Annotated in this window: 25 protein-coding genes; 12 read left to right on the forward strand and 13 right to left on the reverse strand. The window is 67.5% G+C overall.

Annotation, left to right across the window (positions count from 1 at the left end; all coding sequences use genetic code 11):
• Positions 1–28: 28 nt before the first annotated feature.
• The 4 genes from purQ to GBO37_RS00790 form a co-directional block, all read right to left on the reverse strand.
• On the reverse strand, positions 29–697 hold the full coding sequence (gene purQ / locus GBO37_RS00775; protein ID WP_045981436.1) for a phosphoribosylformylglycinamidine synthase subunit PurQ: 669 nt from the start codon (positions 695–697) through the stop codon (positions 29–31).
• 172 nt (positions 698–869) lie between these two features.
• Positions 870–2,081 (reverse strand): NADP-dependent isocitrate dehydrogenase, encoded by a 1,212-nt coding sequence (locus GBO37_RS00780; protein ID WP_252926530.1) that lies wholly within the window; start codon positions 2,079–2,081, stop codon positions 870–872.
• A 102-nt stretch (positions 2,082–2,183) separates the two neighbouring features.
• Positions 2,184–3,308 (reverse strand): HD domain-containing protein, encoded by a 1,125-nt coding sequence (locus GBO37_RS00785; protein ID WP_252926532.1) that lies wholly within the window; start codon positions 3,306–3,308, stop codon positions 2,184–2,186.
• A gap of 11 nt (positions 3,309–3,319) precedes the next feature.
• Positions 3,320–3,982, reverse strand: a complete 663-nt coding sequence (locus tag GBO37_RS00790; RefSeq protein ID WP_045981433.1) for an alpha/beta hydrolase — start codon at positions 3,980–3,982, stop codon at positions 3,320–3,322.
• Between the two features lie 181 nt (positions 3,983–4,163).
• Here GBO37_RS00790 and GBO37_RS00795 point away from each other — a divergent pair, with 181 nt between their 5' ends.
• The 3 genes from GBO37_RS00795 (at position 4,164) to GBO37_RS00805 (ending at position 6,924) form a co-directional block, all read left to right on the forward strand.
• Complete coding sequence (locus GBO37_RS00795) at positions 4,164–4,622, forward strand: Rrf2 family transcriptional regulator (protein WP_045981432.1); 459 nt, start codon at positions 4,164–4,166, stop codon at positions 4,620–4,622.
• A 107-nt stretch (positions 4,623–4,729) separates the two neighbouring features.
• Complete coding sequence (locus GBO37_RS00800) at positions 4,730–6,412, forward strand: YadA-like family protein (RefSeq protein WP_252926534.1); 1,683 nt, start codon at positions 4,730–4,732, stop codon at positions 6,410–6,412.
• Positions 6,406–6,924, forward strand: a complete 519-nt coding sequence (locus GBO37_RS00805; RefSeq protein WP_127899126.1) for a hypothetical protein — start codon at positions 6,406–6,408, stop codon at positions 6,922–6,924. The genes GBO37_RS00800 and GBO37_RS00805 overlap by 7 nt, the downstream gene beginning before the upstream one ends.
• Positions 6,925–6,990: 66 nt before the next feature.
• Here GBO37_RS00805 and arsC read toward each other — a convergent pair whose 3' ends face one another.
• Together arsC and GBO37_RS00815 are read right to left on the reverse strand one after the other, a co-directional pair.
• Positions 6,991–7,356 carry an arsenate reductase (glutaredoxin) gene (arsC, locus tag GBO37_RS00810; protein ID WP_252926536.1) on the reverse strand — a complete coding sequence of 122 codons (366 nt, stop codon included), beginning with the start codon at positions 7,354–7,356 and terminating at the stop codon, positions 6,991–6,993.
• Between the two features lie 10 nt (positions 7,357–7,366).
• Positions 7,367–7,882 carry an Lrp/AsnC family transcriptional regulator gene (locus GBO37_RS00815; RefSeq protein WP_045981429.1) on the reverse strand — a complete coding sequence of 172 codons (516 nt, stop codon included), beginning with the start codon at positions 7,880–7,882 and terminating at the stop codon, positions 7,367–7,369.
• Positions 7,883–7,981: 99 nt separating this feature from the next.
• Between GBO37_RS00815 and GBO37_RS00820 the strand changes: the two genes are divergently transcribed.
• From GBO37_RS00820 to GBO37_RS00845, 6 genes are all read left to right on the forward strand, one after another.
• Positions 7,982–8,329: a DUF2849 domain-containing protein gene (locus tag GBO37_RS00820; RefSeq protein WP_045981428.1), complete on the forward strand. Its 348-nt coding sequence runs from the start codon at positions 7,982–7,984 to the stop codon at positions 8,327–8,329.
• Complete coding sequence (locus GBO37_RS00825; protein ID WP_252926538.1) at positions 8,322–9,980, forward strand: nitrite/sulfite reductase; 1,659 nt, start codon at positions 8,322–8,324, stop codon at positions 9,978–9,980. The genes GBO37_RS00820 and GBO37_RS00825 overlap by 8 nt, the downstream gene beginning before the upstream one ends.
• Positions 9,973–10,704: a phosphoadenylyl-sulfate reductase gene (locus GBO37_RS00830; protein ID WP_252926540.1), complete on the forward strand. Its 732-nt coding sequence runs from the start codon at positions 9,973–9,975 to the stop codon at positions 10,702–10,704. The genes GBO37_RS00825 and GBO37_RS00830 overlap by 8 nt, the downstream gene beginning before the upstream one ends.
• A complete protein-coding gene (locus GBO37_RS00835) occupies positions 10,701–11,087 on the forward strand; it encodes a DUF934 domain-containing protein (RefSeq protein WP_045981425.1) in 387 nt (128 codons plus the stop codon). Before GBO37_RS00830 ends, GBO37_RS00835 begins: the two co-directional genes overlap by 4 nt.
• A 47-nt stretch (positions 11,088–11,134) precedes the next feature.
• Positions 11,135–11,965 carry a ferredoxin--NADP reductase gene (locus GBO37_RS00840; RefSeq protein WP_045981424.1) on the forward strand — a complete coding sequence of 277 codons (831 nt, stop codon included), beginning with the start codon at positions 11,135–11,137 and terminating at the stop codon, positions 11,963–11,965.
• Between the two features lie 166 nt (positions 11,966–12,131).
• Positions 12,132–14,480 carry an OmpA family protein gene (locus GBO37_RS00845; protein ID WP_252926542.1) on the forward strand — a complete coding sequence of 783 codons (2,349 nt, stop codon included), beginning with the start codon at positions 12,132–12,134 and terminating at the stop codon, positions 14,478–14,480.
• 61 nt (positions 14,481–14,541) lie between these two features.
• Here GBO37_RS00845 and GBO37_RS00850 read toward each other — a convergent pair whose 3' ends face one another.
• Positions 14,542–16,386 carry an ABC transporter ATP-binding protein gene (locus GBO37_RS00850; RefSeq protein ID WP_252926544.1) on the reverse strand — a complete coding sequence of 615 codons (1,845 nt, stop codon included), beginning with the start codon at positions 16,384–16,386 and terminating at the stop codon, positions 14,542–14,544.
• Positions 16,387–16,532: 146 nt separating this feature from the next.
• Between GBO37_RS00850 and GBO37_RS00855 the strand changes: the two genes are divergently transcribed.
• Positions 16,533–17,033: a ferritin-like domain-containing protein gene (locus GBO37_RS00855; protein WP_046001347.1), complete on the forward strand. Its 501-nt coding sequence runs from the start codon at positions 16,533–16,535 to the stop codon at positions 17,031–17,033.
• A gap of 45 nt (positions 17,034–17,078) precedes the next feature.
• On the opposite strand, the gene GBO37_RS00860 is transcribed toward GBO37_RS00855, so the two are convergent.
• The 5 genes from GBO37_RS00860 to tuf form a co-directional block, all read right to left on the reverse strand.
• Positions 17,079–18,653 carry a GMC family oxidoreductase gene (locus tag GBO37_RS00860; protein ID WP_194886447.1) on the reverse strand — a complete coding sequence of 525 codons (1,575 nt, stop codon included), beginning with the start codon at positions 18,651–18,653 and terminating at the stop codon, positions 17,079–17,081.
• Between the two features lie 11 nt (positions 18,654–18,664).
• Entirely contained in the window at positions 18,665–19,186 is a 522-nt protein-coding gene (locus GBO37_RS00865; RefSeq protein ID WP_217845438.1) for a Twin-arginine translocation pathway signal, read from the reverse strand.
• 57 nt (positions 19,187–19,243) lie between these two features.
• The gene (locus GBO37_RS00870) at positions 19,244–19,639 is read right to left on the reverse strand and encodes a VOC family protein (protein WP_127899136.1); all 396 of its coding nucleotides are present in this window, start codon (positions 19,637–19,639) and stop codon (positions 19,244–19,246) included.
• Between the two features lie 92 nt (positions 19,640–19,731).
• Positions 19,732–20,019, reverse strand: a complete 288-nt coding sequence (locus GBO37_RS00875; protein WP_252926545.1) for a ribbon-helix-helix domain-containing protein — start codon at positions 20,017–20,019, stop codon at positions 19,732–19,734.
• Positions 20,020–20,226: 207 nt separating this feature from the next.
• Complete coding sequence (gene tuf / locus GBO37_RS00880) at positions 20,227–21,402, reverse strand: elongation factor Tu (RefSeq protein WP_045983513.1); 1,176 nt, start codon at positions 21,400–21,402, stop codon at positions 20,227–20,229.
• A 231-nt stretch (positions 21,403–21,633) separates the two neighbouring features.
• Here tuf and GBO37_RS00885 point away from each other — a divergent pair, with 231 nt between their 5' ends.
• Positions 21,634–22,452 carry a DUF533 domain-containing protein gene (locus GBO37_RS00885; RefSeq protein ID WP_252926546.1) on the forward strand — a complete coding sequence of 273 codons (819 nt, stop codon included), beginning with the start codon at positions 21,634–21,636 and terminating at the stop codon, positions 22,450–22,452.
• A gap of 138 nt (positions 22,453–22,590) precedes the next feature.
• Positions 22,591–23,499, forward strand: a complete 909-nt coding sequence (locus GBO37_RS00890; protein WP_217844790.1) for an SDR family oxidoreductase — start codon at positions 22,591–22,593, stop codon at positions 23,497–23,499.
• Between the two features lie 70 nt (positions 23,500–23,569).
• Here the strand turns inward: GBO37_RS00890 and parC are convergent, their stop codons facing one another.
• Positions 23,570–25,813, reverse strand: a complete 2,244-nt coding sequence (gene parC / locus GBO37_RS00895) for a DNA topoisomerase IV subunit A (protein WP_252926594.1) — start codon at positions 25,811–25,813, stop codon at positions 23,570–23,572.
• Positions 25,814–25,849 lie beyond the last annotated feature (36 nt).

A 25,849-nucleotide genomic window follows, 5' to 3' on the forward strand; every position in this document is an offset into this window, starting at 1 on the left:
TCTATGGCGAAGAACGGTCCGGCTCAAGTCAGGCGTGCGTCAGCGCCGTGGCCAGCCCCGTGAACAGCGCCGCCCCGTCGGTGCCGCCCGTGACCGGGTCGGCGGCGCGTTCGGGATGCGGCATCATGCCCAGGACGCGCCGGTTTTCCGACAGCACGCCCGCGATGTCGCCGACAGACCCGTTGATCGCCGGGGCATAGGTGAAGGCGATGCGGTCCTGATCGCGCAGCTGCGCCAGGCCTTCGGTGCCGATCTGATAGTTGCCGTCGTGATGGGCCACCGGAATGCAGATCCGCTGGCCCTTGGCGTAACCGCCGGTGAAGGCGCTGTCCGCGGTGCCCACGGTCAGGACCGACGGCTTGCACAGGAAAGTCAGCCCGGTGTTGCGCATCAGCGCGCCGGGCAGCAGGCCCAGTTCTGTCAGCACCTGAAAGCCGTTGCAGATCCCCAGCACATAGCCGCCCCGCGCCGCATGGGCCCGCAGCGCGTCGGCGATGGGGGAATGCGCGGCGATCGCCCCGCAGCGCAGATAGTCGCCATAGGAGAACCCGCCCGGCACGCCGACCAGGTCGATCCCGTCGGGCAGCTGGCTGTCTTTGTGCCAGACGCGCACCACCTCGGCCCCCGCCTGTTCCAGCGCGACGGCAAGGTCGCGGTCGCAATTCGATCCGGGAAAGGTGACGACGGCGGCTTTCATCGCGGGACTCCTGCTTGGGACGCCCTGCCCTTAGCGCAGGCCGGGTTCCAAAGAAAGGGGGGCCAGCCCCCCATCGCCTTGCGGCGATCCCCCCGGGGGTATTTGAACAACGGAGAAATGCATCCTGCGCCCTCGGAAAGCAGAAGGCCGGGCGATTGCCCGGCCTTCGTGATCAGTTCAGCGCCTTGTTCAGGTACTGGTCGACCTTTTCCAGATAGCCCATCGTGGTCAGCCATTTCTGGTCGGGACCCACCAGCAGCGCCAGGTCCTTGGTCATGTGGCCGTCCTCGACCGCTTGGACGGTCACCTTCTCCAGCGTCTGCGCAAAGGTCAGCAGGGCGGCGTTGTCGTCCAGCTTGGCGCGGTGCTTGAGGCCGCCGGTCCAGGCAAAGATCGACGCGATCGAGTTGGTCGAGGTCGCATTGCCCTTCTGGTGTTCGCGATAGTGGCGGGTGACGGTGCCATGGGCGGCCTCGGATTCGACGATCTTGCCGTCCGGGGTCATCAGGACCGAGGTCATCAGGCCAAGGCTGCCAAAGCCCTGCGCGACGGTGTCCGACTGCACGTCGCCGTCATAGTTCTTGCACGCCCACACATAGCCGCCCGACCATTTCATCGCGCTTGCGACCATGTCGTCGATCAGGCGGTGTTCGTAATGGATGCCGGCCTTCTTGAACCGGTCCTGGAATTCGGCCTCGTAGACCTCCTGGAACAGGTCCTTGAAGCGGCCGTCATAGGCCTTGAGGATCGTGTTCTTGGTCGAGAGGTAGACCGGATAGCCGCGCGCCAGGCCATAGTTCAGCGAGGCGCGGGCGAAATCGCGGATCGAATCATCCAGATTGTACATGGCCATCGCGACGCCTGCGGCGGGGGCGTCATAGACCTCGTACTCGATCGTCTCGCCGTCCTCGCCGACGAACTTGATCGTCAGCTTGCCCTTGCCCGGAAAACGGAAATCGGTGGCCTTGTACTGGTCGCCGAAGGCGTGGCGGCCAACGATGATCGGCTGCGTCCAGCCCGGCACCAGCCGCGGCACGTTCTTGCAGATGATCGGTTCGCGGAAGATCACGCCGCCCAGGATGTTGCGGATCGTGCCATTGGGGCTGCGCCACATCTTCTTCAGGCCGAATTCCTCGACCCGCGCCTCGTCGGGGGTGATGGTCGCGCATTTCACGCCGACCCCGTGGCGCTTGATCGCCTCGGCCGCGTCGATGGTGATCTGGTCGTTGGTGCGGTCGCGCTCCTCGATGCCCAGATCGTAATATTTCAGGTCGATGTCCAGATAGGGCAGGATCAGCTTTTGCTTGATGAAGTCCCAGATGATCCGCGTCATCTCGTCCCCGTCCAGCTCGACGACGGGATTGGCAACCTTGATCTTCGACATGAACTGCCCCTTGTGCGGTGGATACGGTCGCGCCGCTTCTAGCCGCAAAAGGGTCCGATTGAAAGACGGTATGCGATGGTATGCAAGACACCCGTCCGGTGATCAGCTGCCTGCGAAATGGGCGCGCAGACCGTGGTGCAGCCACTGCCACAGCGGCGCGCAGCCGCGTTCGACCCACGGGCCCACGCGGCTTTCCACCTGCGCCAGGGTCACGTCGTATTCGATCCAGCCCGCGCCGCCCGACCGCAGGTTCTGGACCGCGGGCTGGCAGCGGTCCAGCGCCTTGGCGAAGACGGCATCGGGGCTGGCCGCCGCCTCGAACTCCTGCCAGAGGGCCAGCATCTGCTGTCCTTGCGGGTCGGGCAGCAGGCCGAACAGGCGCTGCGCGGCGGCCTCCTCGGCGGCCTGGATCGCCGCCGATCCAKGCGCCTGCCCGCCGGCGGAATGCAGGGGCACATCGCCCGCGTCGATCTCGACCAGATCGTGGATCAGCAGCATGCGGATGACGCGGCCCGGATCGACGCCCGGCCCCGCCAGACCGCCCAGCACCAGCGCGTACAGCGCCAGATGCCAGCTGTGCTCGGCGCCGTTCTCGCGACGCGATCCGTCCAGCAGGCGGTTTGCGCGCAGGACGCCCTTCAGCGCGTCGGCCTCGGCCAGAAAGGCCAGGCGGCGGGCCAGATCGCCCTGGGCGACCTCCTGCCCGGACAGCAGCGCCTGCGCGGCCTGCCACCCCTGCGGCCATTCGCGTTCGAACCGCGCCGCGCGTCCGGCCGACAGGTTGTCGCGCACGATCCGGACATGGTCGGGGATCGGATCGCGCGCCTGCAGTACCTGAAAGATGGGCTGTGCGTGATCCATGCGCTTGGCGGTCACCGCGGCAGCGTCCGCGCGCCCCTCGAAATCGCGCCAGAGGGCGGCCAGCCGCGCCCCGTCCGGCGCCAGGCCAAAGATGCGATCCGCTGCCGCGGCCTCGGCGATGGCCAGTCCTTCCACGTCATGATCCAGGTGAATCGGCTGATCGCCCGTGTCGATCTCGACCAGGTCGTGGATCAGGATCATCGCGATGGCGCGGTCGCTGGCGCCCATCACCATCGCCCACAGGGCGACGTGCCAGCTGTGTTCTGCGCTGTTCTCGGGGCGCGACAGGTCCATCAGGACGCTGGCGCGGTGGACCGACTTCAGCCGGTCCGCCTCGCACAGAAAGGCGAACGCATCATCCAGCATGGCTGCAGCCCTCAGCGCGATGTCTCGGTCAGGCGCTTTCTGACGTAACCCTGCACCAGGTCGATCATCGGCTTCATGTGGGTCTCGTCGTCGCGGAAGAAATGGTCCGCGCCCTCGATCTCCTCATGGGTGACGGTGATGCCCTTCTGCTCGCGCAGCTTGCCCACCAGGGTGGCGGTGTCCTTGGGCGGAGCAACGCGGTCGGCGGTGCCGTTCACGATCAGGCCCGACGACGGGCACGGCGCCAGGAAGCTGAAATCGTACATGTTCGCGGGCGGCGCCACGCTGATGAAGCCGGTGATCTCGGGGCGGCGCATCAGCAGCTGCATGCCGATCCACGCACCGAAGCTGAATCCCGCGACCCAGCAATGCTTGGAGTTGGGGTTCATCGCCTGCAGGTAATCCAGCGCCGAGGCGGCATCGGACAGCTCTCCGATGCCCTGGTCGAATTCGCCCTGGCTGCGGCCCACGCCGCGGAAGTTGAACCGCATCACCGTGAACCCCATGCGGTGGAACGCATAGTGCAGGTTGTAGACGACGCGGTTGTTCATCGTCCCGCCATATTGCGGGTGCGGATGCAGCACGATGGCGATGGGGGCGTCTGGCTTGCCGGGCTGAGGGTGGTAACGGCCTTCGAGACGGCCTTCGGGGCCGGGAAAAATCAGCTCGGGCATGGTTGTCCTTCACAGGTCCTGTCGGGTTTCTTGACGCGTGCGCGCATGGCTTCTAGACGGGATATCTGGGCAGCCGGCACAGGTTTGGCAAGAAACATGCTGGGCCGGGCATAGCGCGCGACGACGGCGCGCGTCAATGCAAAGGCAGGCCCGGCAGGGACCATCGGGGGGAAGACGCGCCATGAAACTGTCCACCAAGGGACGCTACGCGATCATCGCGCTGACCGACCTGGCCATCGCCAAGGGGGGCGACCTGACCTCGCTGGCCGAAATCTCGAAACGCCAGGACATCTCGCTGCCCTATCTGGAACAGCTGTTCGTGCGCCTGCGCCGGGCGGGGCTGGTGGCATCCGTGCGCGGTCCGGGCGGCGGATACCGCCTGGCCCGCACCCCCGAGACGATCCGCGTGGCCGAGATCCTGGAGGCCGTGGACGAGACCGTCAGCGCCATGCATATCGGCGCGGGCGCGTCGGGCGGCATTTCCGGGTCGCGGGCACAGACCCTGTCGAACCGGCTGTGGGAAAGCCTGTCCGCGCATGTCTATGTCTTCCTGCACAATCACACGCTGGCCGACGTGGCGAAGAACCAGCTGCTGCCCTGCCCCGCGCTGCCCAAGATCCTCAACGTCGTGGACGACTGAGGCCGCACGGGAATTAATTCGACAAATCCTGCATCCGGTCGGCGGCTTCCCGCGTCCCCCGGTCAGAGGCCCGCAAAAGGCCCTGTCCAACGGATGAGGAGAATCCCATGACCCACCTGACCCGTACCCGCGCCATGGTGCTCGGCGGTGCTGCCGCCGTCGCGATGATCGGCGCCGTCGGCACGGCTGCCGCACAGGAATGCCAGCAGGGCGCAGGCGGCGCCGGATCGCTGGCCTGCGGCCCGACCGCGATCGCCGAGGGCCCGCTGTCGGTCGCCATCGGCGACAACGCCTCTACCGATGCGACCGCCGTGGACGGCGTGGCCATCGGCGGAGAGGCGACCGCCACCGGCCCCTCGACCACCGCGGTCGGCGGCGAATCGGTCGCGACCGGTCCCGGCGCCAGCGCCATCGGCTGGCAGGCCCAGGCCACCGCCGAACGCGCGCAGGCTATCGGCCACCTGGCCACCGCCCAAGGCGTCCGGTCCCTGGCCGTGGGCGAGAACGCCGACGCACAGACCGACCTGTCCACCGCCATCGGCAACGAATCCGTCGCCAACGGCGTCGACGCGCTGGCCGTGGGCGACACCGCGGCGGCGAACGGCAACTCGACCACCGCCATCGGTGGCGAATCGGTCGCGACCGGCCCCGGCGCCAGCGCCATTGGCTGGCAGGCCCAGGCCACCGCCGAACGCGCCCAGGCCTTCGGCCACCTGGCCACCGCACAGGGCGTCCGGTCGATGGCCATCGGCGAGAATGCCGACGCCCAGACCGACCTGTCCACCGCCATCGGCAACGAATCCATCGCCAATGGCGTCGATGCGCTGGCCGTGGGCGACACGGCGGCAGCGAACGGCAACTCGACCACCGCCATCGGTGGCGAATCGGTCGCGACCGGGCCGGGCGCCAGCGCCATCGGCTGGCAGTCCATGGCGACCGCGGAACGCGCCCAGGCCATCGGCCACCTGGCCACCGCGCAGGGTGTCCGCTCGCTGGCCGTGGGCGAGAATGCCGACGCCCAGTCGGATTTCTCGACCGCCATCGGCAACGAATCCATCGCCAACGGTACGGACGCGCTGGCCATCGGCGATACCTCGGTCGCAAACGGAACCTCGACCACCGCGGTCGGCGGTGAATCGGTCGCGAACGGCACCGCCGCCACCGCCTTCGGCTGGCAGGCGCAGGCCACTGCCGAACGCGCCCATGCCTTCGGCCACCTGGCAGCGGCCAGCGGCGTGCGCTCGACCGCCATTGGCGAGGCCGCGATGGCCATGGGTTCCGGCTCGATCGCGCTTGGAAACCAGGCGGTCGCCGCGGCCGACAACTCGGTCGCCATCGGTGATGGCGCGACCGCGACCCGCGCGAACGAGTTCGTGCTGGGCAACGGCGCCAACACCTATCGCGCGGCGGGCATCGCGTCGGATGCCAGCACGGCGGCGCAGGGCACCCCCATCGGCGTCGTGACCTCGGACGCGCAGGGCAACCTGGCGGTCGACCGGTCGATCGGCGAGAGCATGTCGTCGCTGAACGGCCGCGTGCGCTCTCTGGGCCAGCAGGTCGAGGACAACAAGGAGGGCATTGCGATGGCGATGGCGTTGAACACCCCCTATGTCCCCGAGGACAAGACCTATGCCGTGTCGACCAGCATCGGCAGCTTCGAGGGATCGCAGGCACTGGCCGCGTCGATGGGCTACCGCTTCGATGCGAACACCCAGTTCGACGCGGGCATCACCTATGGCTTCGACCGCAACCAGGTCGGCGGCCGCATCGGCGTGACCTACGCGTGGTAGGCCACGCCGCAACACGGACGGGGACGGCGCATGCGCTGTCCCTGGCCATCGCGATGGCGCTGGCGCTGGTCGGTGCCAGCGCCCATGCGCAGGACGCCCCCGCCGAGCCGCAGCCCGAACCCCGGGCCGAGGCCCCCCTGGTCGAACCCAGCTATGCCACCGCCCTGATCCGCGACGTGCTGGCGGCGGTGAACCACGGCAACTGGACGGGCAACTATACGGTGCTGCGCGACATCGCCGCCCCCGAATTCGCACTGGCCAACGATCCGACGCGCCTGGCGGGCCTGTTCACGCCGCTGCGCGAGGAACGGCTGGACCTGCTGCAGGCGATGGTCGTCGACCCGGTCATCCTGGACAGCGCGCTGTCCGATACCGGGCAGGAGCTGCGCCTGACCGGCTTCGTCCCGCTGCAGCCGCGTCATGTCAGCTTCGATCTGGTCCTGGGGCTGGAGGGGCGGCGTTGGCTGCTGCTGGGCATCTCTGTCGGGGCGTTCGATCCGATCGATCCGTAAGGCATCTGCCGATGTCGCCGCAGTCTGGGCGTCATCTGTCGGTTCGCACCCCGCACCCCCACCGGATCACGGCGGACCACCTGCGTGATTGCGGACGATCAGCTCACTGACCCGCTCCTTCGGCCGGCACAGCACGGCGCCATGCGGTGCGAAGACGGCCGGCCGTTCGATCAGGATCGGATGGGCCGCCATCGCCGCGACCAGCGCATCATCGGACAGGCCGGGATCACCCAGCCCCAGTTCCGCGAATGGCGTTCCCTTGCGCCGCAGCAACCCCCGCGCCCCGATGCCCAGACGCGACAGCGCATCGCGCAACGCATCCTCGGACGGCGGCGCGGCGATGTAGTCGCGCACCTTGGGTGCGATCCCCGCCTCGCGCAGCGCGGCCAGAACCCAGCGCGAGGTGGAGCAGGTCGGCTTATGCCAGATCACCCAACCCATCTCAGCGCTCGCCGTCCGGGATGGGCAGGGCGCTGGTCGCCTTGATCTCCTCCATCGACAGCAGGGCCGTGACGTTGTGGATCTTCACCTCACCGATCAGCGATTGGTAAAATCGGTCATAGGCGCGGGCGTTCCTGACCTGAACCTTGAGGATATAGTCGATGTCGCCCGCCAGACGGTGCGCCTCGACCACTTCGGGCCGCTCGCGCAGCGCGCGCAGAAAGCGCGCGGCCCAGTCGCGGTCATGTTCGCTGGTGCGGATCAGCACGAAAAAGCAGGCCTCCAGCCCCAGCGCCTCGGGGTCCAGGATGGCGACCTGACGGCGGATCACCCCCGCCTCGCGCAGTTTGCGGATTCGGTTCCACACCGGGGTCTTGGAGGCCCCCACCCGGTCGGCGATCTGGTCCAGCGACAGGCTGGCATCCTGCTGCAGCAGGGACAGGATCTTGCGGTCCACCTCGTCCAGGCGGACAGGCGTTTGGCCTGCGCCCGCATCGGGGGAAATCGGTTCCGGCATTGCGCGCTCCTTGGTCGATCGTCCTTATTTGCCGCGACCACTGTGCAGAATCCAGAACGAAATTCTATATAGAGGTCAGCAAAACCGCGAGGTCCAGTCATGAGCAAATCCTTCCCCCTGTCGGCCGCACGCCCCGGCGTCATCACCGCGAATGACCTTCGCGAAGGCCACAATGTGTGGATGTGCGCCGACGGCTGGACCCGCGATCCGCGCCAGGCGACCGTCTATGACGACGAGGCCATCGCCGACCTGGACCTGCTGCAGGCCGTGGCGCAATCCGAGATCGTCGTCGGTCCCTACCTGGTCGAGGCCAGGCGCGGTCCCGACGGACCCGAGCCTGTCCATTTCCGCGAGGCCTTCCGCCAGCGCGGACCGTCCAACTATTTCCACGGCATCCAGGCCGATCGGCAAGCCGACGCCCAGAAGACGGAAACCGCCCATGTTTGATATCCGCCCCGTCGAGACCGATTATGTCCGCCAGCGCGCGGCCGAATTCCGCGCCCAGGTCGCCCGCCGTCTGGACGGCAGCCTGACCGAGGACGAGTTCAAGCCGCTGCGCCTGATGAACGGCGTCTATCTGCAGCTGCATGCCTACATGCTGCGCGTGGCGATCCCCTATGGCACGATCAGCCCGGACCAGATGCGCACCCTGGCCCTGCTGGCCGAGAAGTGGGACAAGGGTTACGGCCACTGGACCACCCGCCAGAACATCCAGTTCAACTGGCCCAAGCTGGTGGACATCCCGGACATGCTGGATGCGCTGGCCGATGTCGGCATGCACGCCATCCAGACCAGCGGCAACACCATCCGCAACGTGACCACCGACGCCTTCGCCGGCGCGGCCTTTGACGAGGCTGCCGATCCGCGCCCCTATGCGGAGCTGCTGCGCAGCTGGTCGACCGATCACGCCGAATTCCAGTTCCTGCCGCGCAAGTTCAAGATCGCCATTTCCGGCGGCAAGAAGGACCGCGCGGTGATCGCCGCCCATGACATCGGCCTGCGCCTGACCGAACTTAACGGCAAGACCGGCTTCGAGGTCTGGATCGGCGGCGGTCTGGGCCGCACGCCCCTGCTGGGTCAGGTCGTCCGCGACTTCCTGCCCGAGGAGGACCTGCTGCCTTACGTCGAGGCGATCATCGCGACCTACAACTTGGCCGGGCGCCGCGACAACAAGTACAAGGCCCGCATCAAGATCACCGTGCTGGAGCGCGGCCTGGACGTCATGCGCGCCGAGATCGAGGAAGAGTTCCTCGCCCGCCGCCGCGATTTCCACGGCGCCGACCGCGACGCGCTGGCCGTGTTCAAGGATCGCTTCCGCGCGCCGTCCTTCCGCAATGCGCCCGTGGATGGCTATGAGGCCGAGCGGCAGGCGAACCCGGCCTTCCGCAGCTGGTCTGATACGAACCTGCATCAGCACCGGGTCGAGGGCTATGCCAGCGTCGTCGTGACCTTCAAGGCGCCGGGCCAGACGCCGGGCGACGCCAGCGCCGACCAGATGCGCCTGCTGGCCGATCTGGCCGAACGGTTCGGTCACAACGACCTGCGCGTGATGCACGACCAGAACGTGGCCCTGCCGCATGTGCACAAGTCGGACTTGCCGGCGCTGTACACCGAGCTGCGCGCAGCCGGTCTGGCCACCGCGAATGCCGGGCTGACCAGCGACATCATCGCCTGCCCCGGCATGGATTACTGCGCGCTGGCCACCGCGCGTTCCATCCCCATCGCCGAGGAGATCGCCGACCATTTCCGCTCCGTCGGGCTGGAGGAGGAGATCGGCAACCTGAACATCCGCATCTCGGGCTGCATCAACGCCTGCGGGCATCACCACCTGGGCCATATCGGCATCCTGGGGCTGGATCGTGCGGGCGTGGAAAACTATCAGATCACGCTTGGCGGCGATGCCTATGACATCCCGGCCATCGGCGAACGCGCGGGCGCGGGCTTCCCCGCCGAACAGGTCGTCCCGGCCATCGACCGGCTGCTGCGCGCCTATCTGGAGGTCCGCGAGGACGCGTCCGAACGCTTTATCGACGCCTATCGCCGTCTGGGTCAGGCCCCGTTCAAGGCCGCGCTCTATCCCGTGGCCGCCGATGCTTGACGGGAACCTGGACACACGCGCGGGGCGGCTGAACGACCGCTATCGCCACCATGCTGCCATCGAGGTGCTGCGCCGCGCGGTCACCGACCCCGATCTGGGGCAGGTGGCGCTGGTGTCGTCTTTCGGCGCTGAATCGGTCGTGCTGCTGCACATGGTCAGCCGGGTCGCACCGGGCCTGCCGGTGCTGTTCATCGACACGCAGATGCTGTTCCCCGAGACCCTGGCCTATCAGCAGGAGGTCGCGGAGCGGCTTTCGCTAACCAACGTGCAGGTCATCACCGCCAGCGAGGCGGAGATCGCCGCCCATGACCCGGAGGGAACGCTGCACAAGGTAAACCCCGACGCCTGCTGCGATTTCCGCAAGACGGTGCCGCTGGAACGTGTGCTGTCGGGCTATGACGCGTGGATCACGGGCCGCAAGCGGTTCCAGAACGGCCAGCGCGCCGCGCTGGAGTTCTTCGAGCCCGAACCCCCGTCGCGCCTGCGCGTGAACCCCTTGGCGCATTGGCGCCCCGAAGACGTGCAGGACTACATGGTCGAGAACCGCCTGCCCCGGCATCCGCTGGTGGCCAAGGGCTATCCCTCGATCGGCTGCGCGCCCTGCACCTCTCCGGTCAAGCCGGGCGAGGACCCCCGTTCCGGGCGCTGGCGCGGCCAGGAGAAATCCGAATGCGGCATCCATTTCATCGGCGGGCGCATGGTCCGCGGAAAGGTCTCGGCATGAGCGAGCAGTTGAACAGCGAACCCGTCCTGGCCCGTGATGACGGGTTTCATCCGGTGACCGACCAGCCCGCCGTGGTGCTGGCCCCCGACACCGCCCCCGCGACCCTGGCCGACCATCTGGATCAGCCGCTGATCGGGATCGCCTTTCCGTCCTTCAGCGACGGGCGCGGTTTCACGCTGGCCCGACGCTTGCGCGAGCTGGGCTATACCGGTCGCCTGCGCGCGACGGGGCGGCTGATCGCCGATCAATACGCCATGGCGCGCCGCGTGGGCTTCGACGAGGTCGAGGTCGCCGCCGACATCGCCGCCCGGCAGCCGCAGGACCAATGGCTGGCCCGCGCCGACTGGAAGGCCTGGGACCATCGGGCGCAGCTGGCCGGCTGACCCTTTCACCCGCGCGCCCCTTCGATTAGACGACAAGGATTGCAACAATGACGCTGGATCTGCCCGTGACCGAGGCCGCCAAGATTACCGTTCCCGATGCCCAGACCGTGACCTCGGTCACGAAATGGACCGACAGCCTGTTTTCGTTCCGGGTGACGCGGCCTGCCTCGCTGCGCTTCCGGTCGGGTGAATTCGTGATGATCGGCCTGCCGGGCGACAACGGCAAGCCGCTGCTGCGGGCATATTCCATCGCCTCGCCCAACTGGGACGACGAGCTGGAATTCTATTCCATCATCGTTCCCGACGGGCCGCTGACCTCCAAGCTGCAGCACATCAAGCCGGGCGACCAGATCATCCTGCGTCCGAAACCCGTGGGCACGCTGGTCCTGGACGCGCTGCTGCCCGGAAAGCGGCTGTGGTTCCTGGCCACCGGCACGGGGTTCGCGCCCTTTGCCAGCCTGATGCGTGACCCCGAGACCTATGAGCGGTTCGAGCAGGTCATCATGATGCATACCTGCCGCACCGGTGAGGAGCTGGTCTATGGCGCCGAGCTGGTGAACAACCTGCGCCACGACCCGCTGCTGACCGAGATCTATGGCGACGATTTCGCCCAGCGGCTGAAATACTATCCAACGACGACGCGAGAGCCCTCGCCGTTCATGGGGCGCATCACCGACAACCTGACCTCGGGCAAGGTGCTGTCGGATCTGGGCCTGCCGCCCATCGATCCGGCACAGGATCGCGCGATGATCTGCGGCAGCTTGGCGTTCAACGTCGACGTCAAGGCGGTCCTGGAAGGGTTCGGCCTGAACGAAGGCGCGAATTCCGAGCCGCGCGAATTCGTCGTCGAAAAGGCCTTTGTCGGCGACGGCGTCTGACGTCGTTTCTATCGAACCGCCCATGGGCCGCGCCGTTTCGGCGCGGCCTTTTGCATGGCGCACCGCCGCCCATCACGCGATGGTCACGGCAAGTTTGGGAACCCTTGGCGCAAGTGCTTGTTAAAGCACCAAAGACAGTCATTCGATTTTCCACAAGGAGCGTCTCATGCGCCGGATTATCCATAACACAACCGCCATCGCGGCCTGCCTGTCGCTGATGGCGCCGCATCTTGCGATGGCACAGACCGCGATGCCGGCCCCCGATCAGGCGGCCCCCCAGAACCTGATCCTGGCGCAGGCCGCGCCCGAAGGTCAGGTCCCGCCCCCGCCCGCAGCCTCCGGCGAGGAGGGACCGCAGGACGGTGCCGACCTGAACCAGGCCCAGAACCCGCCGCCGGCGGAACCAGCGCCTGCGGAAGAGCCTGCGCCCGAGCCTGCGCCGGTCGAGGAGCCCGCGCCGGAAGCCCCGGCCGAGGCGCCCCCTGCCCCCGAGGAAGTACCGGCCGAAGCCCCGGCGGAGCAGCCTGCTGAGGCCCCTGCCGAGGCGCCAGAAGCAGCTCCCGCGGCAGAGGCGGAGCCTGCCCCCGCGGCAGAACCTGCTCCCGCGCCTGCGGCAGAGGCCGCCCCGGCTGCCGAGCCGGCGCCCGCCGCAGAGCCCGCGCCCCCGGCGGCACCCGAGGCAGCAGCGCCCGAAGCCGAGGCCCAGCCGGCCCCCGCAGCCGAACCTGCACCGCAGCCCGCACCGGATGGCACCCCGCCGCCGCCCGCACCTGATGCGATGCCGGACCAAGCGCCCGAGGCCCGTCCTGCACCGCAGCCCGAGGCCGCACCCGCGCCGAATCCGAMCCGCGCCGCCGAGCCCGCCGCAGAGGCCCCGGCCGCCGGCGATGCCGCGCCGCGCGCCAACCCGCAGCGCGAGGCGCCTCCTGCCGCCGACGCTCCGGCAGAGGCTCGTCCGAACGCACGTCCTGCCGCGCAAAACGATCAGCAGCCTGCGGATGCCGCTGAAGAACCCGTCGGAAGCGACCTCGACGCCCTGACCGAGCAGTTGCGCGCGCAGGAGCAGGGCGAACAGCCCGCAGCCGATCCGGCCGCGACAGCCGATGCACCTGCGGAACCCGCAGCGCCTGCGGCTCAGGGTGGCCTGACCCTGGCGACCGGTGCGACGCAGGTCGAACGCGCTGGCGCCCTGCCGGGTCTGGCCGGAGTGCTGACGCAGGAAGTTCAGGGGGGCCTAGACACCTCGGCGCTGACCTGTCTGGACGGCAGCGCGTTCCCCTGTGCGGATGGCGGTCGTGCGATGACCCCGAACGGCGTCGTCGTCGAGACCAACGAGGCAGGCGAGTTGCGCTTGGCCCCAACCGAGGCGCAGATGTACCGCGTCGGCCAGAACGGAGAGATGATCCGTCGCGCCGCCGAAGAGGACACCGTCGAGACCGAGGCATCGCGCGAGGCCGCTCAGGCGACCGCACCGGCCACCGCGGCGGCGCTGGACGCAGCCGATGGATCGGGCGAGATCACCGAGCAGCAGGTGACCGAGGAAAACGCCCGGTCGTCGTCCGAGGACTTTACCACCAGCCTGCGCGACGCGCTGGCGGGCGCCACCGCTCAGCCTGCACCGCAGGCCGAGGAGGAGGACGACGACAACCGCCTGCGCAACGCGCTGCTGCTGGGTCTGGGCGCCGTGGCGGTCGGGTCCTACCTGAACAACAACCGCCAGGTTGCGCTGTCCGCCCCGGACCGCGTCGTCGTCACCCGCGCCGATGGCAGCCAAGAGGTCATCAAGGACGAGGTCGCCCTGCTGCGCCAGCCCGGCTCGACCGTGCAGACCGAGAACTTCGACGACGGTTCGTCGCGTACCATCGTGACGCGCCAGGACGGCAGCCGCGTGGTGACCATCCGTGACGCGAACCTGCAAGTTCTGCGCCGCACCTTGGTCAGCGCCGACGGCACGACCACGCAGCTGATCGACGACACCGCTGATGTGCAGCCCGTCGATATCGGCGCCCTGCCCGCCCCCGCTCCCGTCCAGACCGGCAATGCGCCCCTGAACGAGGATCAGCTGCGCGAGGCTCTGCTGCGCGAGGCGAATGTCGACCGCCGCTTTACGCTGTCCCAGATCCGCAACATCCCCGAGGTGCGGGCGCTGGTGGCGCCGGTCAACATTGACGCGATCACCTTCGATACCGGCTCTGCCGCGATCCGGTCTGATCAGGCGCAGCAGTTGCAGGGTCTGGGTCGTGCGATCCAGGACCAGATCGCCCAGAACCCGCAGGAGATCTTCATGATCGAGGGTCATACCGACACGGTCGGGTCGGACGCCGCCAACTTGGCGCTGTCGGACCGTCGTGCGGAATCGGTGGCGCTGGCACTGACCGAGTACTTTGACGTGCCGCCGGAGAACCTGGTGACCCAAGGCTATGGAGAGCAGTTCCTGCGCGTCCGTGCCGAGGGCGACATCCGCGACAACCGTCGCGCCTCGGTCCGCCGGATCACCGACCTGCTGGCGCAGTAAGCGCACCCACGAAACGAGGAAGGCCCCGGCATCGCGCCGGGGCCTTTTTCACGTCCTGCCCTCAGTCCGCGGCCAGGAAACCGCCGGACTGGCGATGCCACAGCCGGGCGTACAGACCGTCGCGTTCCAGCAGTTCGGCATGGCTGCCCTGTTCGACGATCCGGCCCTGGTCCATGACCACCAGCCGGTCCATCGCGGCGATGGTGGAGAGGCGATGCGCGATGGCAATGACCGTCTTGCCCTGCATCAATGCTTCCAGCCGGGACTGGATCGCAGCCTCGACCTCGCTGTCCAGGGCGCTTGTGGCCTCGTCCAGGATCAGGATCGGCGCGTTCTTCAGCGCGACCCGCGCGATGGCGATGCGCTGGCGCTGGCCGCCCGACAGCTTGACGCCGCGTTCGCCCACATGCGCATCAAGCCCATGCCGGCCCTGGCTGTCGGACAGGGACGGGACGAACCCGTCCGCCTCGGCCATGCGCAGGGCGTGGTCGATCTGATCCGGGGTCGCGTCGGGGCGGCCATAGGCGATGTTCTCGCGCACCGACCGGTGCAGCAGCGAACTGTCCTGCGTGACCACGCCGATGGCCGCGCGCAGGCTGTCCTGGGTCACCTGCGCGATGTCCTGGCCGTCGATGGTGATGCGCCCCGCGTCGATGTCGTGAAAGCGCAGCAGTAGGTTGATCAGCGTCGATTTTCCCGCGCCCGACCGGCCCACCAAGCCCACCCGTTCACCGGGCTGCAGATGCAGCGTCAGGTCGTCCAGCACCGCCATCGGCTGCGCCCCCGCAGCACCGCCATAGCGGAAGGTGACGTTGTCGAACCGCACCGCCGCAGGACCGGGCAGCAGGGGCTGCGCCCCCGGCGCGTCGCGCACCTCTCGTGGCAGGGACAGGCTGGTGATGCCGTCTCGAACGGTGCCGATATTCTCGAACAGGGCGGCGAATTCCCACATGATCCAGTGCGACATGTTGTTCAGCCGCAGCGCCAGCGGCACCGCGATGGCGACCGCCCCGACCGCGATCAGCCCCTGCGTCCACAGCCACAGCCCCAGCCCGGCCACCGCCGCGACCAGCCAGACGTTCAGCAGGTTCAGCACCATGTCCTGCATGCTGGACAGGCGCATCTGCGCGTGGACGGTGCCCAAAAACCGGTCCATGCCCTGATGCATCCACGCCTCCTCCCGGTCGGAATGAGAGAACAGCTTGACCGTCGCGATGTTGGTATAGCTGTCGACGATGCGTCCGGTCATCGCGCTGCGGGCATCGGCCTGCTCCTGCGCCACGCGGCCAAGGCGCGGCACGACATACCACAGCAGCGCGCCGTAGGCTGCGGCCCAGACCAGGAAGGGCAAGGCCAGACGCCAGTCCTGGCTGGCGGCCAGCACCATCGCGCCCAGGAAATAGATCAGCACATAGCTGCCCACGTCCATGATCTTCATGGACACCTCGCGCACGGCCAACGCGGTCTGCATCAGGCGCTGCGCGATGCGGCCCGCGAATTCGTCCTGGAAGTAGCCGACCGACTGGCGCAGCAGCCAGCGATGCGCCTGCCAGCGGATGCGCTGCGGGAAATTGCCCATCAGCGACTGGTGCAGGACCAGCGATGTCACCACGTTCAGCGCCGGCATCACCACCAGCAGCACCAGCGCCATCAGCGCGATGCTGCCGCCATGACGGTCCCAGAAGACCTCTCGCGGGGTGTCGGCCAGCTGGTCGATCAGCTGCCCCAGCCAGCCGAACAGCGCCACCTCGATCAGCGCGATCAGGCCCGATCCCACGGCCAGCAGCACCAGCCAGGGCAGCGTGCCGCGGCTGTAATGCAGCACGAACCGCCACAGACCCGACGGGGGCATGGTCGGGGTCTGGTCGGGATAGGGGTCGATGCGTCGTTCGAACCAGGCGAACATGGGGATGTCCTCCGCTGCTGAAGGGGCCGCAGTGCTGACCCGGACGGCCCGCAAAGTCAAGCGCGCAGGGGCGATCTTTGCCATCGCGATGGAACGGGGCGGGCCGGGGATCGTTGGTCATCCAGCACCATCAGAAAGGCCGTATCATGACCATGAATTCCCTCAAGGACCTGTATCTGGACCAGCTGCAGGACCTGTATTCCGCCTGCAAGCAGTCCATGCCCGTCGTGACCGAGATGGGTCGCGTCGCCAAGTCGCGCGAACTGGCCGAGGCTCTGATCGCAGGCAACGAAGGCATCGCCCGCGGCATGGAGCATCTGGCGACCCTGTGCAGCCAGCACGGCGTCGACCCCACCGGAGAGCACTGCAAGGGCATGGAAGGTCTGGTGACCGAGGCCCGCAAGCACGCGCTGCAGGCCGACTTCGGTGATGACGACGTCCGCGACGCGGCCATCATCACCCAGTATCAGCGCCTGACCCATTACGCGATCGCGGGCTATGGCTGCGTGCGCAGCTTTGCCAACCGCCTGGATCTGGATGCCGATGGCGGCGTTCTGCAGGAATGCCTGGAGAGCACCCGCGACGGCGACAAGCACATGACCCGCATCGCCGAGGGCGGCGTTAACCAGAAGGCCGCCAACGGCTGATCCACCACGACCGCCCGGAGGACATCCCCGGGCGGTCGTCTTTCCTCAGATCGTGCCCGCGGCCATTTCCTTGGCGATATGGTCGGCCTGACGGATCGCCAGCGCGACGATGGTCAGGGTGGGGTTTTCCGCCGCACCCGTCGTGAACTGACTGCCATCGGACACGAACAGGTTCGCGATGTCGTGCGTCTGCCCCCATTTGTTGACCACGCCGTCCTCCGGCCGCTCCGACATGCGGTTGGTCCCAAGGTTGTGCGTGGACGGATAGGGTGGCGTCGGCAGGGTCCGCGTGGCCCCCATCGCCCGGTACATCGCCTGCCCCCGCTCATAGGCGTGATTGCGCATCGCCACGTCGTTGGGATGGTCGCTGAAATTCACGTTGGCGACCTTCAAGCCGAACTTGTCGACCGTGTCCGACAGGGTGACGCGGTTCGTCTCCTGCGGCATGTCCTCTCCGACGATCCACAGCCCGGCCATGTATTCGTACTGGTCCAAGGCGGTCGTGAACTCTCGCCCCCACCGGCCGGGGTCTAGGAAGGCCGCCATGAAGGGCAAGCCCAAGGACAGGGTCTCCAGCTCGTATCCGCCGACGAAGCCGCGGGAGGGATCGTGACGCGCCTCGTCCTGCATGATGCCGGCCATGGTCGTGCCCCGCCACATGCGCACGGGTTTTTCGAAGATGCCATAGACCGACCCGGTCGTATGGCGCATGTAGTTGCGTCCCACCTGACCGCTGCTGTTGGCCAGACCGTCGGGGAACATCTCGCTGGCGGAATTCAGCAGCAGCCGCGGGCTCTCGAAGCTGTTGCCCGCCACCGCGACGATGCGCGCGGCCTGGAACTGCAGGGCGCCGTCCTTGTCGAAATACTCGACCCCGGTCACGCGGCCCTGGTCGTTGTGCAGGATGCGGGCCACATGGGCGTGGTCGCGGACCTCAAGGTTGCCGGTCGCCTCGCCCTTGGGGATGTCGGTGTAGGCGGCCGACCACTTTGCGCCCCATTTGCAGCCCTGGAAACAGAACCCCGTCTGCTGGCAGGCCGGCCGTTCGTCGTTGTCGATGCTGTTGATCGCCATGCGCCCGGTCGAGACCTCGGTATAGCCGATGGCCTTGGCCCCCGCCTCGAACACCTTGTAGTTGTTGCTGCCGGGCAGGCCCGGAAAGTCGCCGGTCCGGGTGACGGCCAGCTTGGCCTCGGCCTTCTCGTACCACGGCGCCATCTCGGCCGCGTCGATGGGCCAGTCCAGCAGGTTCGCCCCCTCGACCGCGCCATAGGTGGTCAGGGCCTTCCATTCATGCTCCTGGAACCGGATCGAGGCGCCCGCCCAATGGGTCGTGGTGCCGCCGACCGCCTTGACAATCCAGGCGGGCAAGCCGCTGAAATCCTTGGCCACGCGCCAGTCGCCGCTGGTCGTGCGCGGGTCGGTCCAGGCCAACTGGCCAAAACTTTCCCATTCGTCGTTGATATAGTCTTCGGGCAGATAGCGCCCGCCCGCCTCCAGCGCCACGACCTTGACGCCCTTCTGCGCCAGTTCGTTGGCCAGCACGCCGCCGCCCGCGCCGGTGCCGATGATGACGACCACGCTGTCGTCGGTCAGTTCGAATTTCGCTGCCGTAGCCATGATCCGCCCCCTTACAGCCAGTCGATGTCGTCAAAGCCACGATAGATGTAGCCGCCCTGGGAGAAGCTCTCTCCCTCATAGCCGAAGATCGGCCAGACCTCTTTCTGGTTGTAGAGACCGGTCACCAGCCCGCCCCGGACGGTCTGGAAGAACGCGCTGTCCTCCATCCCGCGCAGGATCGCCACGCGGTCCTGCTCCCACCCGATCGAGACATAGTCGTCATGCCCGGCCGCCTGCGCGGCGGCGTCCAGCGCGGCGATGCCCTCGGCCACCATGGGCTGGTTCTCGGCGGTGTCGTATCCCTTGATCGCGATCGCATAGAAACGGTCGCCCACGCGGTCATGCGGATAGATGTCGCGGGCCATCTGCAGCAGCGTGGCCATCTCGTGCTCGCTGATCGCGGTCACCTCGACGGCCCAGGCCGCATCGGGTGCCGCGATGAAGCCTGCGCCGGCCACTGCCAGCGCGCCGACTGCCACGGCCCGCGACAGCAGCGCCCGACGGGTCAGGCCCTTGGTCGTTGGTTCAGACATGGGTTCCTCCTCCCTTGATGTGGTCCCGCGCCCCCTCCCAAGGGCGCGGCAGGCTGATCAGCTGTAGCGGCCGCCCCGCTGCAGGACCTCGATCTCGTATCCGTCCGGGTCCTTGATGAAGAAGAAGCGGGCGATCACCTCGCCGCCCGGCGCGAAATCGACCAGCTTGCGGGGGGCAAAGCCGGTCTCCTCCAACCGGGCGTGGGTCGCGTCGACATCGTCGACCGAAAAGGCCACGTGCCCATAGCCGTCGCCCAGGTCATAGGGCTCGGTTCGGCCCTTGTTGACGGTCAGCTCCAGCTCGGTCCCGCTTTCACCATTGGACAGGTAGATCAGCGTGAATTTCTCGAAATCCAGCCGCTCGGCCACCTTCAGTCCAAAGCAGCGGTCATAGAAATCGACCGAGGCCGCCTCGTCCAGAACGCGGATCATCGAGTGGATGTACTTGGCCATCTGGCCCTCCCTGCACGTGTCTTGCCTGATCGAGGCTAGGGACTTGGGGACGGGCCGGGTAGTATCGGATTACTACAGCGAAAATATTCGCGTCACTCTGCGGCGATGGCCGGGGCGACGTCGTCGTCGCCCAGATAGATCGTGCAGGCGCAGCGCAGCAGCGAGGTGAAGTTCCGCGCCTCTCCGTGCAGCTCCAGCACTTCGGCGTGCAGCTTGGAGATGAAGGCGGGCGTCGTCACGCCTTCGCGGGCGGCGATGCGGTCCAGGATGCACCAGAATGCGCGCTCCAGCCGGATCGATGTCGACTGGCCGTTCAGGCGCAAACGGCGGGTGACGGTCTCGTAGCGGTCCGGGTGCTGCCCGGCAAAGATCTGGCACATCAGCTTGATCTTGTCCTGTTCCTGGCCTGCAGTCTCGCGTGCAGCCCCGCGTCGGTCAACGCGACTTTTTGGTCATGTCATCCATATTGGCACCGTCGCCGACTGCAAACGACAAGGGCCACCCCGAAGGGTGGCCCTGTCCGCCGCGATATCCCCGAAAGGATCATCCGGCAGCATCAGCATTCCTTGGCCCGTTCGGGCCTTGGATCACTTGATGATCTTGGAGACGACGCCTGCGCCGACGGTGCGGCCGCCTTCGCGGATGGCGAAGCGCAGCTTCTCTTCCATCGCGATCGGGGCGATCAGTTCGACCTCGAACTTCAGGTTGTCGCCGGGCATCACCATCTCGGTGCCCTCGGGCAGCTTGACGGTGCCGGTGACGTCCGTGGTCCGGAAGTAGAACTGCGGGCGGTAGTTCGCGAAGAACGGCGTGTGGCGGCCGCCCTCTTCCTTGGTCAGGATGTAGGCCTCGGCCTCGAACTGGGTGTGCGGGGTGACCGACTTCGGCTTGACCAGGACCTGGCCGCGCTCGACGCCGTCACGGTCGATGCCGCGCAGCAGGACGCCCACGTTGTCGCCGGCCTCACCGCGGTCCAGCAGCTTGCGGAACATCTCGACGCCCGTGCAGGTGGTCTTCTTGGTGTCGCGGATGCCCACGATCTCCAGTTCGTCGCCCACGTTGACCGCGCCGCGCTCGATGCGGCCGGTGACCACGGTGCCGCGGCCCGAGATCGAGAACACGTCCTCGATCGGCAGCAGGAACGGCTGGTCGATCGCACGCTCGGGGGTCGGGATGTACTCGTCGACGGCGGCGATCAGCGCGCGGATCGAATCCTCGCCGATGGCGTTGTCGCGGCCTTCCATGGCTGCCAGCGCCGAACCCTTGATGATCGGGATGTCGTCGCCCGGATAGTCGTACGAGCTCAGCAGCTCGCGGACTTCCATCTCGACCAGTTCCAGCAGTTCCTCGTCATCCACCTGGTCGACCTTGTTCAGGTAGACGACCATGTAGGGGATGCCCACCTGGCGACCCAGCAGGATGTGCTCGCGCGTCTGSGGCATCGGGCCGTCGGCGGCGTTCACGACCAGGATCGCGCCGTCCATCTGGGCGGCACCGGTGATCATGTTCTTGACGTAGTCGGCGTGGCCCGGGCAGTCGACATGCGCATAGTGGCGCGTCTCGGATTCGTATTCCACGTGCGCGGTCGAGATCGTGATCCCGCGGGCCTTCTCTTCGGGCGCGCCGTCGATCTGGTCRTAGGCGCGGAATTCGCCGAAGTACTTCGTGATGGCCGCCGTCAGCGTCGTCTTGCCRTGGTCAACGTGGCCGATCGTGCCGATGTTGACGTGCGGTTTGTTCCGTTCAAACTTTGCCTTTGCCATGTGGGCCTCCTGGATCCGCGGGGCATGGCTGAAAGGGCCCCGGATTGACGTGCGCCGCGATGTATAAGGCGCGCGCGGGGAAATCAAGGGCGGGCTTGCGTGCCGTGGCTAATCATGTCGGGGTCGGGGCGCCTGCCCGCCTCTTTGCAGGAACCGCCGGGCGACCCATATCGTTTGGCAGCGCAAGGCGCCGGGCCATCAGGTCCGCGCCCATCCACAAGGGGGATTCGCATGAGCCTGATGAGAAGCCTGACCAAGGTCGCCGCCGGCGTGATGCTGGCCAAGGGGATCGGCACGATGATGAACAACCAGCATGGCGGGCGTCCCGGCCAGCGCAAGGCCAGCGGCGGCCTGCTGGACAACCTTCTGGGCAACAACACCGGCGGTACGTCGGGCGGCAGCCTGAACCAGATGCTGGGCCGTGCCCTTGGCGGCGGCACCGGGACGGGCAGCGGTTCGCTTGGCGGCCTGCTGGACAAGCTGGGCGGCCAGCGCGGCGGCAGCAGCATGGGTAGCGGCAGCCTGGGCGGAATGCTGGGCGGCCTCTTGGGCGGCGCGGCCGCGGGCAGTGCGGCGGGCCACCTGGCCACGAAGGGATCGCAGGAAAAGAACAACGCCACCTTTGGTGCCCTGTTCGACGATGCGCTGGCCCATGACGGCGAACCGCAGGTCGCGCCCACGCCGGAACAGAATGCCATCGCCGGGCTGATGCTGCGCGCGATGATCCAGGCGGCCAAGTCCGACGGCCATGTCGACGATACCGAACGCCAGCGCCTGCTGGGTCATCTGGGCGATGATCTGGACGATGACGAACGCCAGTTCATCCGCGACCAGATGGCCGCGCCCGTCGATGCAGCGGGCCTTGCCCGCGAGGTCCCCGAAGGGATGGAGCGTCAGGTCTATCTGATGTCGCTGCTGGCGATCGACTTCGACAGCGAGGCCGAGGCCCGGTACCTGAACGACTTGGCAACCGCGATGAAGCTGGACCGCGCCACCGTCAACGCCGTCCATGCCGAGGCGGGCGTGATGCCGCTTTACAACGGCGCCTGAGACCGCGCCGACCATCGCCGCCGTCCCATCGGGGCGGCGGCTTTTTCATGCGCGGTTGATCTTTCTTGCCCTGGACGGACCGGAACATTCGCCGTGCTGTGCGGTTGGCCTGCGAACCGCAAACGCATGAGGCCACAGATGTCCGACACCCCCGCCCGTCCCCCGTTCCGCAGTGGCGCCATCGCCGAGCCGCGCCTTCCCGTCCCCGATTTCCCGGCGCAGGAGCAACCCTTTCCCGGCCTGGCCCAGAAGATGGACCCCCTGCCCGACCATGGCGAGACCAGCTACCGCGGCGCAGGCCGCCTGTCGGGCAAGCGCGCCTTGATCACCGGCGGCGACAGCGGCATCGGCGCCGCGGCAGCGATCGCCTTTGCCCGCGAGGGTGCGGACGTCGCCATCTGCTATCTGCCCGACGAACAGGCCGATGCCGACGCGGTCATCTCGCTGATCGAGGCGGAGGGCCGCGTGGCCGTCGCCGTTCCGGGCGACCTGCGCGACGAGGGTTTCTGCAAGGAGATGGTCGAGAGCGCCGTGTCCCAGCTGGGCGGGCTGGACATCCTGGTCAACAATGCCGGTCGCCAGCAGTTCTGTGAAAAGCTGGAGGACCTGACGACCGAGGATTTCGACGCCACGATGAAGACCAACATCTATGCGCCCTTCTGGGTGACGCGGGCCGCGCTGCCCCACATGGATGCGGGCGCATCGATCATCATCACCTCTTCGGTGCAGGCGTTCTCGGGGTCGGCGCATCTGTTCGACTATGCGCAGTCCAAGGCCGCGAACGTGGCATTCGCGCAGTCGCTGGCGAAACAGCTGGCCCCGCGCGGCATCCGCGTGAATGCGGTCTGTCCCGGCCCCTACTGGACCGCGCTGCAGATCAGCGGCGGCCAGCCGACCGACAAGGCAAAGGAACATGGCGCAAGCCAACCCTTGGGTCGCCCCGGGCAGCCGGTTGAGATCGCGCCGATCTATGTGCTGCTGGCCTCGGACGAGGCCAGCTATATCACCGGCGAATATTTCGGGTCCGTCGGCGGCGGCGGGCTCTGAGCGACCCTTCCGGGCAGCTCAACCGCCTTGGACCCTCGCGGCACGTCTCGGCGTCGCGAGGGGTGCCGCTTCAGGCAAAACGGTTGTCGCGCGGGAAACCGCGCGGCGCCATTCGGCCGGCACTGCCCCGCTTGCCCAGCCATTCGGTCAGGTCCGGTTCGGTCCGGGTCTTGCCGCCGGTCATGGGCCAGGACAGGCCCTGCGCCAGCGTCAGGCAGATCGCATCGACCAGCTCATCAGCCTTGACCAGCCCGCCGCCCTTGCCAAAGCGCTGCAGCCGCACGCCCTTGCCGCGTGCCATCTCGGGCAGTTCGGCCAAGGGAAAGACCAGCATCTTTCGGTTTTCGCCAACCACGGCGACGTGGTCGCCCGATACCGGACGACACAGCAGCGCGTCGCCATTCAGGACCTGCTTCCCGGTCTTGGTCTGAGCCAGGATGTCCCCCGCGCCCACGATGAACCCGTCGCCCGCCCGAGATGCCACCAGATACTTTGCCCCCTCGCGCCAGGGGAACATGGCGATGACCTGTGCCTCGTTGGGCAGATCGACCATCAGGCGCAAAGGTTCTCCCATCCCGCGACCGCCGGGCAGCGTGTTGACCGGAAGGGTGTAGAACCGCCCGTTCGACGCGAATATCATCAGCTTGTCGGTCGTCTCGGCATGCAGCGCCTGACCGGGGCCGTCGCCGTCCTTGAACTTCAGTTCGGCGTCCAGCGGCTGGTGGCCCTTCAGGGTGCGGATCCAGCCCATCTTCGACAGGACCACGGTCACCGGCTCACGCTCGATCATGGCCTCCAGGTCGATCACGGGCATCTCGGTGGCCTCGCTGATCGTGGTGCGGCGCTGACCCTCGGGGCGCGACTTGCCGAACAGGTTGCGCACCTCCTTCAGCTGGTCCGCGATGCGCGCCCATTGCGCGGCCTCGCTGTCCAGCATCGCCTGAAGCCCTTCGCGTTCGGTCAACAGGGCGTCGCGTTCGGCGCGCAGCTCGATCTCCTCAAGCTTGCGCAAGGCGCGCAGGCGCATGTTCAGGATCGCCTCGACCTGCACGTCGTTCAGGCCGAACTCTGCCATCATCACGGCCTTGGGCTCGTCCTCAGTCCGAATGATCTCGATCACGCGGTCCAGGTTCAGATAGGCAACCAGATAGCCTTCCAGCACCTCCAGGCGCGACGCGATCTTGTCCAGACGATAGGCCGCGCGGCGTACAAGAACGTCGCGGCGGTGGTCCAGGAACGCGCGCAGGACCTCCTTGAGCGAGCAGACCTTGGGCACGCGGCCGTCGATCAGCACGTTCATGTTCAGGTTGAACCGGATCTCCAGGTCGCTGGCGCGGAACAGCGCGCCCATCAGCTGTTCGGGGTCGACGGTGCGGGCACGCGGTTCGATGACGATGCGCACGTCCTCGGCGGATTCGTCGCGCACATCGGCAAAGATCGGAATCTTGCGCGTCTGGATCAGTTCGGCCAGCCGTTCGATCAGCTTGGATTTCTGCACCTGATAGGGAATCTCGGTGACGACGATCTGCCACAGCCCGCGGCCCAGATCCTCCTGCGTCCAGCGCGCGCGCAGGCGGAACGCGCCGCGCCCGGTGCGATAGGTCTCGGCGATGCTGTCCGCCGATTCGACCAGCACGCCGCCGGTCGGGAAATCGGGCCCTTTGATCAGGGTCGCCAGCGTGTCGTCGCGCGCGTCGGGCGTCTTGATCAGATGCAGGCAGGCGTCCACGACCTCGTGCAGGTTGTGGGGGGGGATGTTGGTGGCCATGCCGACCGCGATCCCCGACGCACCGTTGGCCAGCAGGTTCGGAAAGGCCGAGGGCAGCACGACCGGCTCGCTCAGCGTGCCGTCATAGTTGGGGCGGAAATCGACCGAATCCTCGGCCAGGCCATCCATCAGCGCCTCGGACGTCGCGGCCAGGCGGGCCTCGGTGTATCGCGCAGCGGCAGGGTTGTCGCCGTCGATGTTGCCAAAGTTCCCCTGCCCGTCCACCAGCGGATAGCGCATGGCGAAATCCTGGGCCAAGCGGGCCATCGCGTCATAGATCGCGGCGTCGCCATGCGGGTGATAATTGCCCATCACGTCGCCGGTGATCTTGGCCGACTTTCGGAACGCCCCGTTGGGCGCCAGGCGCAGTTCGCGCATCGCATAGAGGATGCGGCGGTGCACCGGCTTCAGCCCGTCGCGGGCATCGGGCAGCGCGCGGTGCATGATCGTGGACAGCGCATAGGTCAGGTACCGCTCGCCGATCGCACGGCTGAGGGGTTCGGAAGAGGTGCCCTGTTCGGGCTGGGGGATCAGATCGTCGGCCATGCGCCTTGGATAGGCCCCATGGCCCGCCCGGTCCAG

Source organism: Paracoccus sp. 08, from assembly GCF_024105395.1.
In the GTDB taxonomy this organism is placed as follows: Bacteria; Pseudomonadota; Alphaproteobacteria; order Rhodobacterales; family Rhodobacteraceae; genus Paracoccus; species Paracoccus marcusii.